General features: G+C 65.1%; 14 protein-coding genes. 5 read left to right on the forward strand and 9 right to left on the reverse strand.

What is annotated here, in order from left to right; all coding sequences use genetic code 11:
• Positions 1-118: 118 nt before the first annotated feature.
• Genes AAEU42_RS06880 through AAEU42_RS06890 form a run of 3 tightly spaced genes read left to right on the forward strand, consistent with a single transcriptional unit; the run spans position 119 to position 1628 of the window.
• A complete protein-coding gene (locus AAEU42_RS06880; RefSeq protein ID WP_342232793.1) occupies positions 119-973 on the forward strand; it encodes an RNA polymerase sigma factor in 855 nt (284 codons plus the stop codon).
• Positions 970-1386: a DUF2461 family protein gene (locus AAEU42_RS06885; protein ID WP_342232794.1), complete on the forward strand. Its 417-nt coding sequence runs from the start codon at positions 970-972 to the stop codon at positions 1384-1386. The genes AAEU42_RS06880 and AAEU42_RS06885 overlap by 4 nt, the downstream gene beginning before the upstream one ends.
• Entirely contained in the window at positions 1314-1628 is a 315-nt protein-coding gene (locus tag AAEU42_RS06890) for a DUF2461 family protein (RefSeq protein WP_342232795.1), read from the forward strand. Before AAEU42_RS06885 ends, AAEU42_RS06890 begins: the two co-directional genes overlap by 73 nt.
• Before the next feature lie 50 nt (positions 1629-1678).
• Here AAEU42_RS06890 and AAEU42_RS06895 read toward each other — a convergent pair whose 3' ends face one another.
• The 5 genes from AAEU42_RS06895 to AAEU42_RS06915 form a co-directional block, all read right to left on the reverse strand.
• On the reverse strand, positions 1679-2962 hold the full coding sequence (locus tag AAEU42_RS06895) for an O-acetylhomoserine aminocarboxypropyltransferase/cysteine synthase family protein (protein WP_342232796.1): 1284 nt from the start codon (positions 2960-2962) through the stop codon (positions 1679-1681).
• Between the two features lie 59 nt (positions 2963-3021).
• On the reverse strand, positions 3022-3915 hold the full coding sequence (locus AAEU42_RS06900) for a GerMN domain-containing protein (RefSeq protein ID WP_342232797.1): 894 nt from the start codon (positions 3913-3915) through the stop codon (positions 3022-3024).
• On the reverse strand, positions 3912-5348 hold the full coding sequence (locus AAEU42_RS06905; RefSeq protein WP_342232798.1) for a sensor histidine kinase: 1437 nt from the start codon (positions 5346-5348) through the stop codon (positions 3912-3914). The genes AAEU42_RS06900 and AAEU42_RS06905 overlap by 4 nt, the downstream gene beginning before the upstream one ends.
• A 96-nt stretch (positions 5349-5444) precedes the next feature.
• On the reverse strand, positions 5445-6131 hold the full coding sequence (locus tag AAEU42_RS06910) for a response regulator transcription factor (protein ID WP_342232799.1): 687 nt from the start codon (positions 6129-6131) through the stop codon (positions 5445-5447).
• Positions 6128-6511: a ComEA family DNA-binding protein gene (locus tag AAEU42_RS06915; RefSeq protein WP_342232800.1), complete on the reverse strand. Its 384-nt coding sequence runs from the start codon at positions 6509-6511 to the stop codon at positions 6128-6130. The genes AAEU42_RS06910 and AAEU42_RS06915 overlap by 4 nt, the downstream gene beginning before the upstream one ends.
• 89 nt (positions 6512-6600) lie before the next feature.
• On the opposite strand from AAEU42_RS06915, the gene AAEU42_RS06920 reads away from it, so the two are divergent.
• Positions 6601-7983, forward strand: coding sequence for a D-alanyl-D-alanine carboxypeptidase family protein (locus AAEU42_RS06920; protein WP_342232801.1), 1383 nt, complete (start codon positions 6601-6603; stop codon positions 7981-7983).
• A gap of 115 nt (positions 7984-8098) precedes the next feature.
• Here AAEU42_RS06920 and AAEU42_RS06925 read toward each other — a convergent pair whose 3' ends face one another.
• Together AAEU42_RS06925 and AAEU42_RS06930 are read right to left on the reverse strand one after the other, a co-directional pair.
• The gene (locus AAEU42_RS06925) at positions 8099-8578 is read right to left on the reverse strand and encodes a TrmO family methyltransferase domain-containing protein (RefSeq protein ID WP_342232802.1); all 480 of its coding nucleotides are present in this window, start codon (positions 8576-8578) and stop codon (positions 8099-8101) included.
• Between the two features lie 125 nt (positions 8579-8703).
• A complete protein-coding gene (locus AAEU42_RS06930; protein ID WP_342232803.1) occupies positions 8704-8946 on the reverse strand; it encodes a TIGR03905 family TSCPD domain-containing protein in 243 nt (80 codons plus the stop codon).
• A 187-nt stretch (positions 8947-9133) separates the two neighbouring features.
• Here AAEU42_RS06930 and AAEU42_RS06935 point away from each other — a divergent pair, with 187 nt between their 5' ends.
• Positions 9134-10411, forward strand: coding sequence for a cation:proton antiporter (locus AAEU42_RS06935; RefSeq protein ID WP_342232804.1), 1278 nt, complete (start codon positions 9134-9136; stop codon positions 10409-10411).
• A gap of 367 nt (positions 10412-10778) precedes the next feature.
• Here AAEU42_RS06935 and spo0A read toward each other — a convergent pair whose 3' ends face one another.
• Both spo0A and spoIVB read right to left on the reverse strand, forming a co-directional pair.
• Positions 10779-11537 (reverse strand): sporulation transcription factor Spo0A, encoded by a 759-nt coding sequence (spo0A, locus tag AAEU42_RS06940; protein WP_342232805.1) that lies wholly within the window; start codon positions 11535-11537, stop codon positions 10779-10781.
• 339 nt (positions 11538-11876) lie between these two features.
• On the reverse strand, positions 11877-12968 hold the full coding sequence (gene spoIVB / locus AAEU42_RS06945) for a SpoIVB peptidase (RefSeq protein WP_342232806.1): 1092 nt from the start codon (positions 12966-12968) through the stop codon (positions 11877-11879).
• Positions 12969-13057 lie beyond the last annotated feature (89 nt).

Here is a 13057-nt window from a genome sequence, read left to right on the forward strand (position 1 = left end):
CCGCCGGAGCCCCTTTCCCTTTTCTCCCCCATGCCTTATAATGAAAAAAGAATTTTTCCTCTTTTTCTGTCACAAAGGGGCCGCCCGGGCCGTCCAATCAAACAGGAGGTGCAAACATATGAATCGAACCGAAGAAACGGCCCTGCTCCAGGCGGCGGTCTCCGGCGACCAGAACGCCCTGGAATCCCTTTTGTCCGGCGTGCAGGACATGGTTTTCAACCTGTCCCTGCGGATGCTGGGCACCGTCCCCGACGCGGAGGACGCCGCCCAGGAGATCCTCATCAAGGTGATGACCCGCCTGTCCTCCTTCCGGGGGGAGAGCGCCTTCTCCACCTGGGTGTTCCGGGTGGCGGCCAACCACCTGAAGGACTACCGCAAGGGCATGTTCGCCCAGCATCCCCTCAGCTTCGAGGCCTACGGCGAGGACATCGCCTCAGGCCGGGAAAGGGACGTCCCCGACCTGAGCGGCGGGGTGGACCAATCTCTGCTGGAGCGGGAGCTGAAGCTCTCCTGTGCCAACGTCATGCTCCAATGCCTGGACCCGGACAGCCGGTGCGCCTATATCCTGGGCACCATGTTCCGCCTGGACAGCCGGACGGCCGCCCAAGTGCTGGACCTGACCCCCGAGGCATACCGCCAGCGGCTCTCCCGGGCCCGGGCCAAGATGTCCGCCTTCCTGGCCGAGTACTGCGGCCTGAGCGGCACCGGCAAATGTTCCTGCGCCCGGCGGACCAACTACGCCATCGCCACCCACCGGCTGGACCCGGCCCGCCTGTCCTTCCAGGCCCTCCCCCCGTGCCGGTACGAGGAGATCGTCCAGTGCGCCGACGCCATGGAGGAGCTGGACCAGATGTCCCAGATCTTTGCCGCCTTCCCCGCCTACCGCTCCCCGGAGCGGGTCTCCGCCTGGCTGAGGCAGCTGGTGGCCTCCCAGAGCTTCTCCGCCGCAGTGAGAGGGGAGGGGACGGTATGAGCCTGAGCGCTATGCTGGATTTCCTCTCCCAGCTGGAACAGCACAACGACCCCGAATGGTTCCACAGCCACAAGGCCGAATACCAGCGGGCCAAGGGGGACTTCGAGGATCTGGTGCGCCGGCTCAACCTGGAGCTGAGCGCCCGGGACGGCGCCATCCCCCTGACGGAGCCCGCCGCCCTCACCTTCAAGCTGAACCGGGACACCCGGTTCAGCAAGGGCAAATCCCCCTATAACCCCTCCTTCCGGGCCCACATCGGTCCCCAGGGCAAGCTGCCCATCCCCGTGGGCTATTCCGCCCCGGGGACCGCTCCTTCCTGGGGGGCGGGCTCTTCGCCGACATGTTCTCCAACGCCACCGCCCTGGTCCGGGACCACATCGCCGCCCACGGGGCGGCGTGGGGGGACATTTTGACCGCCCAGCCCTTCCCCGTCGGCGGCTCCGCCCTCAAAAACGTGCCCAAGGGCTTCGACCCGGCCCACCCCCAGGCGGAGTACCTCAAGTATAAAAGCTGGTACATCGAGGACCCCGTCCCCGACGCCCTCCTCCTGGAGGGGGACTTCGTCCCCTACGCCGTGGAGCGCTTCCTGGCCATGAAGCCCCTCAACGACTTCCTCAACGAGGCCCTTCGGGACTTCCAGATGCCCACTCGATAACCAAAAAAAGAGCCGCGGGGAAACTTTCCCCGCGGCTCTTTTATTCTGTTTTACGCCTGTTCCAGCGCCTTCTCCACGTCGGCCAAGATGTCCCGGATATCCTCGATGCCCACGGAGAACCGCACCAGGTCGGGGGAGACCCCCGCCGCCGCCAGCTCCTCGTCGGTCATCTGCCGGTGGGTGGTGGAGGCCGGGTGGAGCACGCAGGTCTTGGCGTCGGCCACGTGGGTGGCGATGGAGGCCAGCTTGAGTCCCGCCATGAACCTGGAGGCCGCCTCCCGTCCCCCCTTCACCCCGAAGGAGACCACGCCGCAGGTGCCCTGGGGCATATACTTCCGGGCCAGGTCGTAGTGGGCGTCCCCCTCCAATCCGGGGTACTTGACCCAGCTCACCTTGGGGTGGTTTTTCAGGAACTTGGCCACCGCCAGGGCGTTTTCGCAGTGGCGGGGCATCCGCAGGGCCAGGGTCTCCAGCCCGATGTTCAGATAGTAGGCGTTCTGGGGGGAGGGGATGGAGCCGAAGTCCCGCATGAGCTGGGCGGTGCACTTGGTGATGAAGGCCCCCGCCAGCCCGAACCGCTCGGTGTAGGTCACCCCGTGGTAGCTCTCGTCGGGGGTGCACAGGCCGGGGAACTTGTCGGGGTACTTCGTCCAGTCAAACTTCCCGCTGTCCACGATGGCGCCCCCCACGGCGTTGGCGTGGCCGTCCATGTACTTGGTGGTGGAGTGGGTCACGATGTCCGCCCCCCACTCGAAGGGCCGGCAGTTCACCGGGGTGGGGAAGGTGTTGTCCACGATGAGGGGCACCCCGTGGGCGTGGGCGGCCCTGGCGAACTTCTCAATGTCCAGCACCGTCAGGGCCGGGTTGGCGATGGTCTCTCCGAACACCGCCTTGGTGCTCGGCCGGAAGGCGGCGTTCAGCTCCTCCTCGGTGCAGTCCGGGTCCACGAAGGTGAACTCGATGCCCATGCGCTTCATGGTCACGTGGAAGAGGTTGAAGGTTCCGCCGTAGATGGCGGTGGAGGCCACCACGTGGTCGCCGCAGGAGGCGATGTTGAAGATGGCGTAGAAGTTGGCCGCCTGGCCCGAGGAGGTGAGCATGGCGGCGGTGCCGCCCTCCAGGGCGGCGATCTTGGCGGCCACCCGGTCGTTGGTGGGGTTTTGCAGCCGGGTGTAGAAATACCCCTCCGCCTCCAGGTCGAAGAGGGCCCCCATGGCCTCCCCGGTGGCGTAGCGGAAGGTGGTGGACTGGACGATGGGGATGTTCCGGGGCTCCCCGTTGGCGGGGGTATACCCGGCGTGGATGCAGTCTGTGCCGCGCTGATGGTCGGACATGGGCGCTCTTCCTTTCTCTTGGAACGTTTGGTTTATTTTAGTCGGCGGGAGGGCGGTTGTCAAGGACTTTGGGACGGATCGGGCACGGGGTCAGCCGTCAGGGGCAGGGAGAGGTCGGTCTCCCCAAACTGCTCCAAATCCTGCCCCTCCACCCGGAAGGACACCTGGACTCCCGGCTCCAGGGCGGCCAGAGTATCCACCACGGCGTAGAGCCGCTGGGCGGTCTGCTCCCCCTTCATCCACTCCTCGCTGAGGTCCACCACCAGGCGGCCCTTTTCCCGCTCCAGGGAGAGCAGGCGGGTCCCCTCGGGGCACACGGGGGAGAGCCCGGCGGTCTCCGGCCCGGCCAGGAGGGCCTGGAGAGCGGCCACCAGGCGGTCGTCCCCCACCTCCAGCCGGAGGGTGCGGCTCTCCCGGGACAGGACTTGTCCGCTGGGGAACCACAGCTCCGCCTCCAGCTCCGAGGGTCCTCCCTCGCCGTTGTCCAGCACCAGGTCGGAGGCGCGGAGCATCTGGTCCCGGAAGGGCCGGGGGCAGCCCTCCACCGTCAGGTAGACGGCCTCCACGCTCTCCAGCTGGCACAGGGTCAGCACGATGCACCCGTCCGCCAGGGACAGGTCCACCCCGGAAAGCCCCCCGTAGGCCTCGGACAGGTCCACGAAGGCCACCCCCTCCTCCACCCGCCAGCCCCGGAGGGTGGTGCCTCTGGGGAAGGGGGAGGCCAGCTCCGGGCTCTCCGGGCCGGAGAGCAGCAGGCGCAGCAGGCCGTCCACCGCCCCCCGCCCGGCGGGGAGGGCCCGTGTCTCGCTGTCCAGGGCGGCGCCGTCCTCCCGGCCCTGGTGGGTGGGGAAATAGACGCTGTACTCCCCCTCCCTGCTCCCCCCGTCCCCCTGGGCACATCCGGCGCAGAGGAGCAGGAGGGCCAGCAGCAGGGCGGAAATCCGTTTTTTCATACGCTCCCCTCCCCCCGGCACAGCGGGAACGTGACGGTGAAGCAGGTGCCCTCCGGCTCCCGCCGCTGGGCCTTCACCGTGCCGCCGTGGCGGCGGGCGGTGTCCTGAACGATGGACAGACCCAGGCCCGTGCCGCCCGCGGCCCGGGAGCGGGCCTTGTCCACCCGGTAGAAGCGGTCGAAGATCTTGGCCAGATCCTCCTGGGGGATGCCCACGCCGGTGTCCTCCACCGTGAGGACGGCCCGGTCCAGCTCGGGCCGGGCCGTGATGAGGACCCGGCCGCCGGGGAGGTTGTATTTCACCGCGTTTTCCACCAGGTTGAAAATGATCTGATAGAGGTCGTCCCGGGTGCACCGGATATAGAGCCCGGGGGCCAGGTCCAGGGTGATGGACACGTCCACCGCCCGGGCCAGGGGCTCCAGCATGTGCTCCACCCGCCGGGCCACCTCCTCCACGTCCACCGGCTCGGTGTTCACGGGGGCGGCGGCGTCCAGCCGGGTGAGGGTGAGGAGCTTTTCCGTGATGCGCTGGAGCCGCTCGGACTCCTCCCCGATGTCCCCCACGAACTCCCGGACGGTGCCGGGGTCGATGTCCCCGTTCTGGAGGATGGAGTCGGTGAGGAGCCGGATGGAGGCCAGGGGGGTCTTGAGCTCGTGGGAGGCGTCGGACACGAAGCGGCGGCGGACCTCCTCCGTGGTCTGGAGGCGGCCGGTGAGCTCGTTGAACTCCTCCGCCATCTGGCTCAGCTCGTCCCCGCCCCCCATCTGGACCCGATGGCTGTACTCCCCCGCCCGGACGATGCGGATGGCCCGGAGAAGCTCGGCGATCCGCCGGGTGAGGGCCTTGGAAAAGACGAAGGACAGGGCCAGGGTGACGGCGGCGATGACCAGGGAGATGGTGCGCAGGGTCTGCTGGATGCCCACCAGCAGCTTGCCCTGGTCGGCGTCATATTCGTCCACGTAGACCGCCCCCACCGTCATGCCCCGGTAGACCACGGGGGTGGCCGCCCGGCTGTGGAAGGCCCCCCCGGTATAGTCGGAGCGGAAGGTGTCGTTCCCCCGGAGGGAGGAGGTGATCTCCCCCAAAAGAGCGTAGCGGCCCACCGCCCCCGAGGCGGGAGAGCTGTCGTAGAGCACCACCCCGGCGGGGTCGGTGACCAGGACCCGGCTCAGCCCCGTGTCCCCCAGCACCTCCATGACCCGGCCCACCCCCTCCTGGCTCAGCCCCTCGGGGCCGGCCAGGGTGGAGGCGATGACGGCGGCCTGGCTTTGCAGGGAGTTCTGCTTGGACTTGAACACCAAGTCCTGGGAGACCAGGATGGGGTAGGTGTTGAGGAGGATCAGCACGGCGGCGATGACCACGATGTAGGTCATGGCGTACTTGGTCTGGAGGGAGCGCCACAGGGGGATCTTTTTCGATTGTTCCTCGGCCACGGCGGCCCCTCCCTTCCCATGTTTTATAGAACAAATGTTTCACATGAAACATCGGCTTTTCGTACACCTATCTCCCGCAGGGGATCACAGGGGCGGTCAGCCCCCGCTTTTCAGATAGTAGCCCACGCCCCACTTGGTGAGGATATACTCGGGGTTGGCCGGGTCCAGCTCCAGCTTTTCCCGCAGCCGCCGCACGTGGACGTCCACCGTCCGGTAGTCCCCGGCGTACTCGTAGCCCCAGACCACGTTCAGCAGGTTCTCCCGGCTGTACACCCGGCCGGGGTTGCGCATGAGCAGCTCCATGAGGTCGAACTCCTTGGCGGTGAGCTCCACGCTCTTGCCCTCCTTCCAGGCGGCCCGCTCGTCGGCGTCCAGAAGGATGTGGCCGGCGGCCAGCCGTCCGCCCCCCTCCTTCTGCTGGGCCATGCCTGCCCGGCGCAGGAGAGCCCGGATGCGGGCCTTCAGCTCCAGGATGTTGAAGGGCTTGGTGATATAGTCGTCCGCCCCGCACTCGAAGCCCATGAGCTTGTCGGCGTCCTCCCCCTTGGCGGTGAGGATGATGACGGGCACGTTGGAAAACTCCCGGATGCGCATGCAGGCCTGGAGCCCGTCGATCTTGGGCATCATCAAATCCAGGATGATGAGGTCGAAGGCCCCGCCCCGGGCCAGGTCCACGGCGGCCTGGCCGTCGTAGCCCACCTCCACCTGGTAGCCCTCGCTCTCCAGGTTGAACTTGATACCCTTCACCAGCACTTTTTCGTCGTCCACGACCAGTATTTTCATTGGGTCTCCTCCCCTGTTGTGATCTCGTCGATCAGCCCCGCCAGCGTCTCTTCCCCGATGCCGCTGACCCTGGTCAGATCTTCCGGGTAGCGGTAAGGGCCGTTGGCCTCCCGGTCGGCGATGATGTCGGCGGCCCGCTTCTCCCCGATGCCGGGCAGGGTCATGAGGGCCGCGGCGTCGGCGGTATTGATATTGACCGGCCCGGGCTGAGCCGTCTGGGTGGGGGCGGGCAGGGCGGTCACCGCCGCCTCCAGCCGCCGCTCGGTCTCCACCCGGAGGGGCTGGGCGGAGGTGTTCCCCCGGAGGAACCAGCCGGCGGTGAAGGCCAGGAACACGGCGGCGGCCAGAATGACCCCGCCCTCCAGCTTGGAAAGTTTCACCCTTTCTCCCCCTTCCCCGTTGCGCCCGGCGGCCCGGTCTGCTATAATGACGTACGAATTGATTATATCACACGAAGCAGGAGTTTCCTATGAAAAAATATCGTTCCCTCCCACCGTTTTTCCTGGCCCTGGTTCTGGCTTTGAGCCTCTTCACCCCCGCCCTGGCGGTCTCCTCCCCGGGAGAGGCGTTCTCCCCGGTCAACGCCGCCTCCGCCATCCTCATCGACGCCGATTACGACGAGGTCCTCTACGAGCAGGCGGCCGACGAGCTGCGCTACCCCGCCAGCATCACCAAGGTGATGACCGGCCTTTTGACCGTGGAGGCGGTGGACCGGGGAGAGCTGTCCCTGGACGCCCAGGTGACCCTGGGGGACACCCTCTACACCGGCATCGGGGAGGGGGGCTCCACCCAGGACTTGAAGCCCGGGGAGATCCTCACCGTGCGGGACCTGCTCAACTGCGCCCTCATCCCCTCGGCCAACGAGGCCTGCAACGCCCTGGCCGTGGTGGTGGCCGGGAGCATCCCCGCCTTTGTGGATCTCATGAACCAGCGGGCGGCGGAGCTGGGGATGGACAACACCCACTTCGTCAACACCCACGGCTACCACGACGACAGCCACTACACCACCGCCCGGGACATCTCCCGCATGTGCCTGGAGGCCATGAAGCACCCGGACTTCCGGGAGATCGTCTCCTCGGTGAGCTACACCGTCCCCGCCACCAACCTCCACGCCCAGCGGGAGCTCCACGACACCAACGCCCTGGTGTCCAACTTCCGGACCGGCTCCACCGGCCTGCTCTACCGGTACGCCATCGGCATCAAGACCGGCTCCACCCCCGAGGCGGGCTACTGCCTGGCCTCCGCCGCCGAGAAAAACGGCCGCACCATGATCGCCGTGGTCCTGGGGGGCGAAAACTGGCGGGTCAAGGGCGTGGACGTGGAAAACAACTACTTCACCGAAAGCAAGCGCCTGCTGGAATACGGCTTCAACTCCTTCTCCCGGAAGGAGGTCCTCTCCCCCATCGACCCCGTGGGCACCATCCCCGTCTCCCTGTGCGCCGAGCAGGACTACGTGACCGTCCAGCCCGCCCTGGGGCTGGAGGCCACCCTCCCCAACGACCTGGACCCCGCCGTCTTTGACCGGCAGGTGACCCTGCCCGAGACCCTGGAGGCCCCCATCGCCAAGGGGCAGGTGCTTGGCTCTATCGCCCTATCCTACGAGGGGAAGGACTACGGCACCGTGGACCTGGTGGCCACCACCGCCCTGGAGCGCTCCCAGTTCCTCTACGTGCTGGACCAAGTCCAGCGGTTCTTCGGCCACCTGTGGGTGAAGATCGCCCTGCTGGCGCTGGTGGTCCTCATCCTCATCCTGGTGGTAAGGCACCTGGTGTTCGGCTCCTCCCGCCGCAACCGCCGGGGCGGGAGCGCGCCGAAGGTGTACCGCTCCAGCTACCGGGGGAAGAGACGGTAATAACGAACCCCGCGGCCGCCTGACAGCGGCCGCGGGGTTTTTTCAGCCTTATTGGGAAAGGCGTTGGGGTAACGTGTCGTGAAGCGGGGAGGGGGGCACCAAAAGCCTTTCCCTATTAGAAGAGAAATTCCCGCGCCCAATCGAAGTCCCCGCTCTTCTCCACACATTCGGGCCAGTGGGCGCACCAATCCGGCACGGCGGGCCGCTCCACCCGGTCCAGGCTGGGAACGTAAGGCTTCAAATCCAGCACGGGACTACCGTCCCCGGCATCCAGGTAATCCAGCGCGACCACGCCCCGCTTCCGATCCAGTCCCAGGATGCCCGCGCAGGACAAGGCCAAGGGATTGGGCCGCTCCGGGGCCCGGGTGGCGAAGGTCCCCAGCCGGTCGGGGGCGTTGGTATAGGGCTTACTCTCCCACCGCTTGGCCCGGGAAGGGGCGTTGTCACAGCGGTCGAACCACCACAAAACCTGGAGGTGGCTGTACCCCTCCAGGCCCTCCAGGGCAGGGCAGTACTCCGGCTCCAGCTCAAGGCGGAAGCCCTCACTGCCGGCACGGATCACGCCGATGGGCCTGACGATATACTGTTGTTCCATAAAAATCTCCTTCGCTTTTTGATTTTTACGGCGCCGTTGAGGCCAGTATAGCAGAGGGGTTTTATACTACAAGCCCTTTTTGAAAAAAGAGGCGGCGCCGTTTTCACGGCGCCGCCTTTTGGCTGTCACATGGCCTGTTTGAGGGCCTGGGCCAGCTGATCGGGGCAGGAGGTGGGCTTGAAGCCGCACCGGATCCCCTCCAGGCGGCCGATCACCTCGGCCACCGGCATGCCCTCCACCAGCTTGCTGATGCCCTGGAGGTTTCCGTTGCAGCCGCCCCGCACCTGAAGGGACTGGACCACGCCGTCCTCCACCTCGATGATCATCCGCTGGGAACAGACTCCCCTGGGTTTAAAATCGATGGTCATTGGAATCTCCCCTTTATCTTTGATTAAGCTACTACATGATATCATAGGCGAGAAAAAAAGGCAATGCCGGAGAATTTTGGCCCCCCTCCAAAGTGTGGGGGCCGGACCCGCCGCTTTTTGGTCGTTTTCACCCTTGCGCCGGACCGCCGATACGCCTAGAATAAATATCCTGCAAAGGAGGCAAACCATGGACTATCAATTTCTGCTGCGGCTGGCGGTGATCCTGCTGTGCACCAAGCTGCTGGGCATCCTCACCAAGCGGGTCTCCCTGCCCCAGGTGGTGGGCGCCCTCATCGCGGGGGTCCTGCTGGGTCCGGCCTGCTTCGGCCTTATCGGCGAGACCACCTTTCTGGATCAGATCGCCGAGCTGGGGGTCATCGTCCTCATGTTCACCGCGGGGCTGGAGACCGACCTGGACGGGCTCAAGCGCTCGGGCAAGGCGGCCTTCGTCATCGCCCTGATCGGCGTCATCGTCCCTCTCGCGGCGGGCTTCGCCGTGGCCTGCTTCTTCAACCGGGGGGAATTTCTGCAAAACGTCTTTATCGGCGTGATCCTCACCGCCACCTCGGTGAGCATCACGGTGGAGACCCTCAAAGAGCTGGGCAAGCTCTCCACCCGGTCGGGCAACGCCATTTTGGGGGCCGCCCTCATCGACGACGTGCTGGGCATCGTGGCCCTGACCATCGTCACCTCCATGGCGGGCCAGGGGGCCGGCATCGGCATCGTGCTTTTAAAAATTGTCCTCTTCTTCGCCCTCAGCCTGGTGGTGGGCGTGGTGCTCCACAAGCTGGTGCAGAAGTGGTTTGAGACCACCGCCAACGATAAGCGGCGGTTTCTGGTGGTGGCCTTCGCCCTGTGCCTCCTCTACGCCTACGTGGCCGAGGACATCTTCGGGGTGGCCGACATCACGGGGGCCTATATCATGGGGGTCATCTTCGCCGGGACGCCCAAGGTGGCCTATCTGGAGAACCGGTTCGACACCCTCTCCTGCATGCTCCTCTCCCCCGTCTTTTTTGCCAGCATCGGCCTGAAGGTGGTGCTGCCCCAGATGTCCGGCGCCGTGGTGCTCTTCTCGGTGCTCCTCATCCTGGCGGCGGTGGCCAGCAAGGTGGTGGGCTGCGGGCTGGGGGCCAGGTTTTGCGGCTACACCGGCAAGGACGCCCTCCGGATCGGTGTAGGCATGATCTCCCGGGGCGAGGTGGCCCTCATCGTGGCCAACAAGGGCATCGCCTCCGGGCTGATGAACGACGCCTTCTTCGGCCCGGTGGTGCTGGTGGTCATCGTCACCACTGTCATCACCCCCATCCTTTTGAAGCTGGTCTACAAGAGCAAGGAGAAGGACTACTCCGATCTGGAGGAGAGCGAGCTGGTCAACCGCTACGAGGACCGGCAGGACTTCGACCTGGCCTCTCAAATGCTGCTGGACGACCACGATACGCTTCAGGAGAAGAAGCCCAGGAAATAAAAGAAAGAGGCCCATGCCGGCGGCATGGGCCCCTTCTTTCTATTCGGGACCTTCCCGAGGCCGCGCCTCGGGGGTATCCCGCCGCTGATGGAATCTCTCATTGGAATTTCAGCAAACAAACCCTCCGCCGCGGGTCCCCACAGTTGTTGGACCCTTACCGCCAATATCGCAGCCTCCGGCCGGGACAGAAAAGTCTTTTTTCCTTTGAATGTGAAAGACCCCAAGTCCGCCGGTTCCGGGAACCAAGAAATCGAGCGAGCGTGTTTGTTGCCGCAAACAATCAATCGGCGATTGACACGATAATGATCGCCGCTGCCTATTTTTGAAGAAAGCGCAGCCTGTCAGGACACTAGAAATTTTGCCCCCTTTACTTTTCCTTCCGCTGGAGCTGGAGCCGGTCTGCGATCATGGCGATGAATTCGGAATTGGTGGGCTTGCCCTTGGCGTTGGAGACTGTGTAGCCGAAGTACTTTTGCAGCGTTTCCAGGTCGCCCCGGTCCCAGGCCACCTCGATGGCGTGGCGGATGGCCCGCTCCACCCGGCTGGCGGTGGTACCGAAGCGTTTGGCCACCTCTGGATAGAGGACCTTGGTGACGGCGTTGATGACGTCCATGTCCTCCACGGCGATCATGATGGCCTCCCGGAGGTACTGGTAGCCCTTGATGTGGGCGGGCACGCCGATCTCGTGGATGATGCCGGTGACGGTGCCCTCAAGGCTCTGGCCCCGGCGCTCGGTCTCGGCGGTGTCCGCCCGGGCCATGCTGGTCACCTGGCGGATCCGCTCCACCACGGAGCCCGTCTTGCAGGGCTTCATCATGAAATAGTCGGCCCCCTTGGCGGCGGCCAGGTCGGCCACACTGCCGCTGGCAAAGCTGGAGATGACCAGCACCTTGGGCCTGGGGTTCCTGCTTTCCAGCGCGGAGAGGAGCTCCACGCCGTCTACCTTGGCCAGGATCATATCCATGACGACCACGTCGGGCTGGCGCTTGTCGCACAGGGACAGGGCCTCTTCACCGTCTCCGGTGTCCCCCACCACAGTGAGGTCGTTCTCCGCGTCAATGGTCTCCACCAAAAGGCGGCGGAATTCCTCTCCCGCGTCCGCCACCAAAACTTTCTTCTTATCCATTCAATCGGACTCCCTTTCCGCTTCTATGTTCGCCTGGCCATGGCTGATTACCGGTCTTCAATAATTTACCATAAATAGACAGCGAACGCAATGGGGTTTTGCCAATTTTTGGATAAGAATAAATCGACTTGATTCGACTGGATGTTGGAGAAAGAACCTCGAAAAATGAAAAATTGTGGTTCTTTGTGCCTTATTTTTGTCCTATTTCTGGAAGAAAACGGAATATTTAAGGCCTCCATTTTCCTGTTATCCCCATTTCTCCCAGTTCCCGCATGTTCTATTTCCATTTTCGCAGGGGAAGGGCCCGCCGGATGGCGGGCCCTTCCCCTATTTGGTTTGTCAGACCGCTTCCGCTCCCGCCTGGAGCATGTTTTCCGCCTGGATGCCGTAGCCCTGGGTGGGATCGCCCACCAGCACGTGGGTCACGGCCCCCACCAGCCGCCCGTTTTGCAGGATGGGAGAGCCGGACATCCCCTGGACGATGCCCCCGGTGGCGGCCAGGAGGGCGGGGTCGGTGACCTTCACCATCATGTCCCGGCCGTCGGAGGCGTTGGGGAAGAGCTTGGTGATCTCCACCTCATAGGCCTTTACCTCGTCCCCAGAGATATTGGAATAGATGACGGCCTTTCCGGTCTCCACCTGGTTCCGGGCGGCCACCTCCACCGGCTCCAGGCCCGAGGCCAGGCTGTCGTTGGAGAGGGTGCCGAAGATGCCGTGGGCCGTGTTGGCCCTCAGTTCCCCCAGGTCCTCGGTCAGGTCAAAGGCCCCGTGGAGTTCCCCCGGCTCGCCCCGGCGGCCTTTTTTCACGTCGGAGACGGTTGCCCCCAACACGTTGCCGCTCTCCATGGGCATGAGCTGGGCGGTATCCACGTCGTTGATCCCGTGGCCCAGGGCGCCGAAGTCCCCGGTGGCGGGGTCGTAATAGGTGACGGTGCCGATGCCCGCCATGGAATCCCGCAGCCAGGCCCCCAGCTTATAGCTGCCGTCGGTGGAGCACTGGACCGCCTGGGCGGTGACCTGGAGCGCGTGCCCGTTCCGCAGGGCCCGGATGCTCATGGCCTGCCCGCCCACCTGGGCCAGCTGCTCCTGGACCTCCTCGATGGTGTCCACCTCGGCGGCGTTGATATGGGTGATGATGTCACCCTCTTTTAAGCCGCAGGACTTGGCCGGGGTGGCGTTTCCCCCCGCCGCCGGGATCTGTGAAAAGCCCACCACCATCACGCCGTCAGAAAATAACTTGATGCCTACCGCCCGTCCTACCGGGACCACGGTCCGCACCGATGCCGCCCCGCTCACCGGCCGGACCTCCGCCGCCCGGGCAAAGGCTCCGCCCTGCCCCATGAGCCCCAGCAGCACCAGGGCCACCGCAGCCGCCCGGAGCAGAGGCAGGGCGTATCCCGCCCCGGGCCGCTCCCGATGTTCCTCTTTCAATCGACCACCCCCATCAAAATTTGAAAACAGCGCCCAAGGGCGCCGTCTCCCGCCGGGTCCGAAAACAGGGGCGGCAGGGCAAGCGGCCG

The organism is Pseudoflavonifractor phocaeensis (assembly GCF_038439875.1).
In the GTDB taxonomy this organism is placed as follows: Bacteria; Bacillota; Clostridia; order Oscillospirales; family Oscillospiraceae; genus Vermiculatibacterium.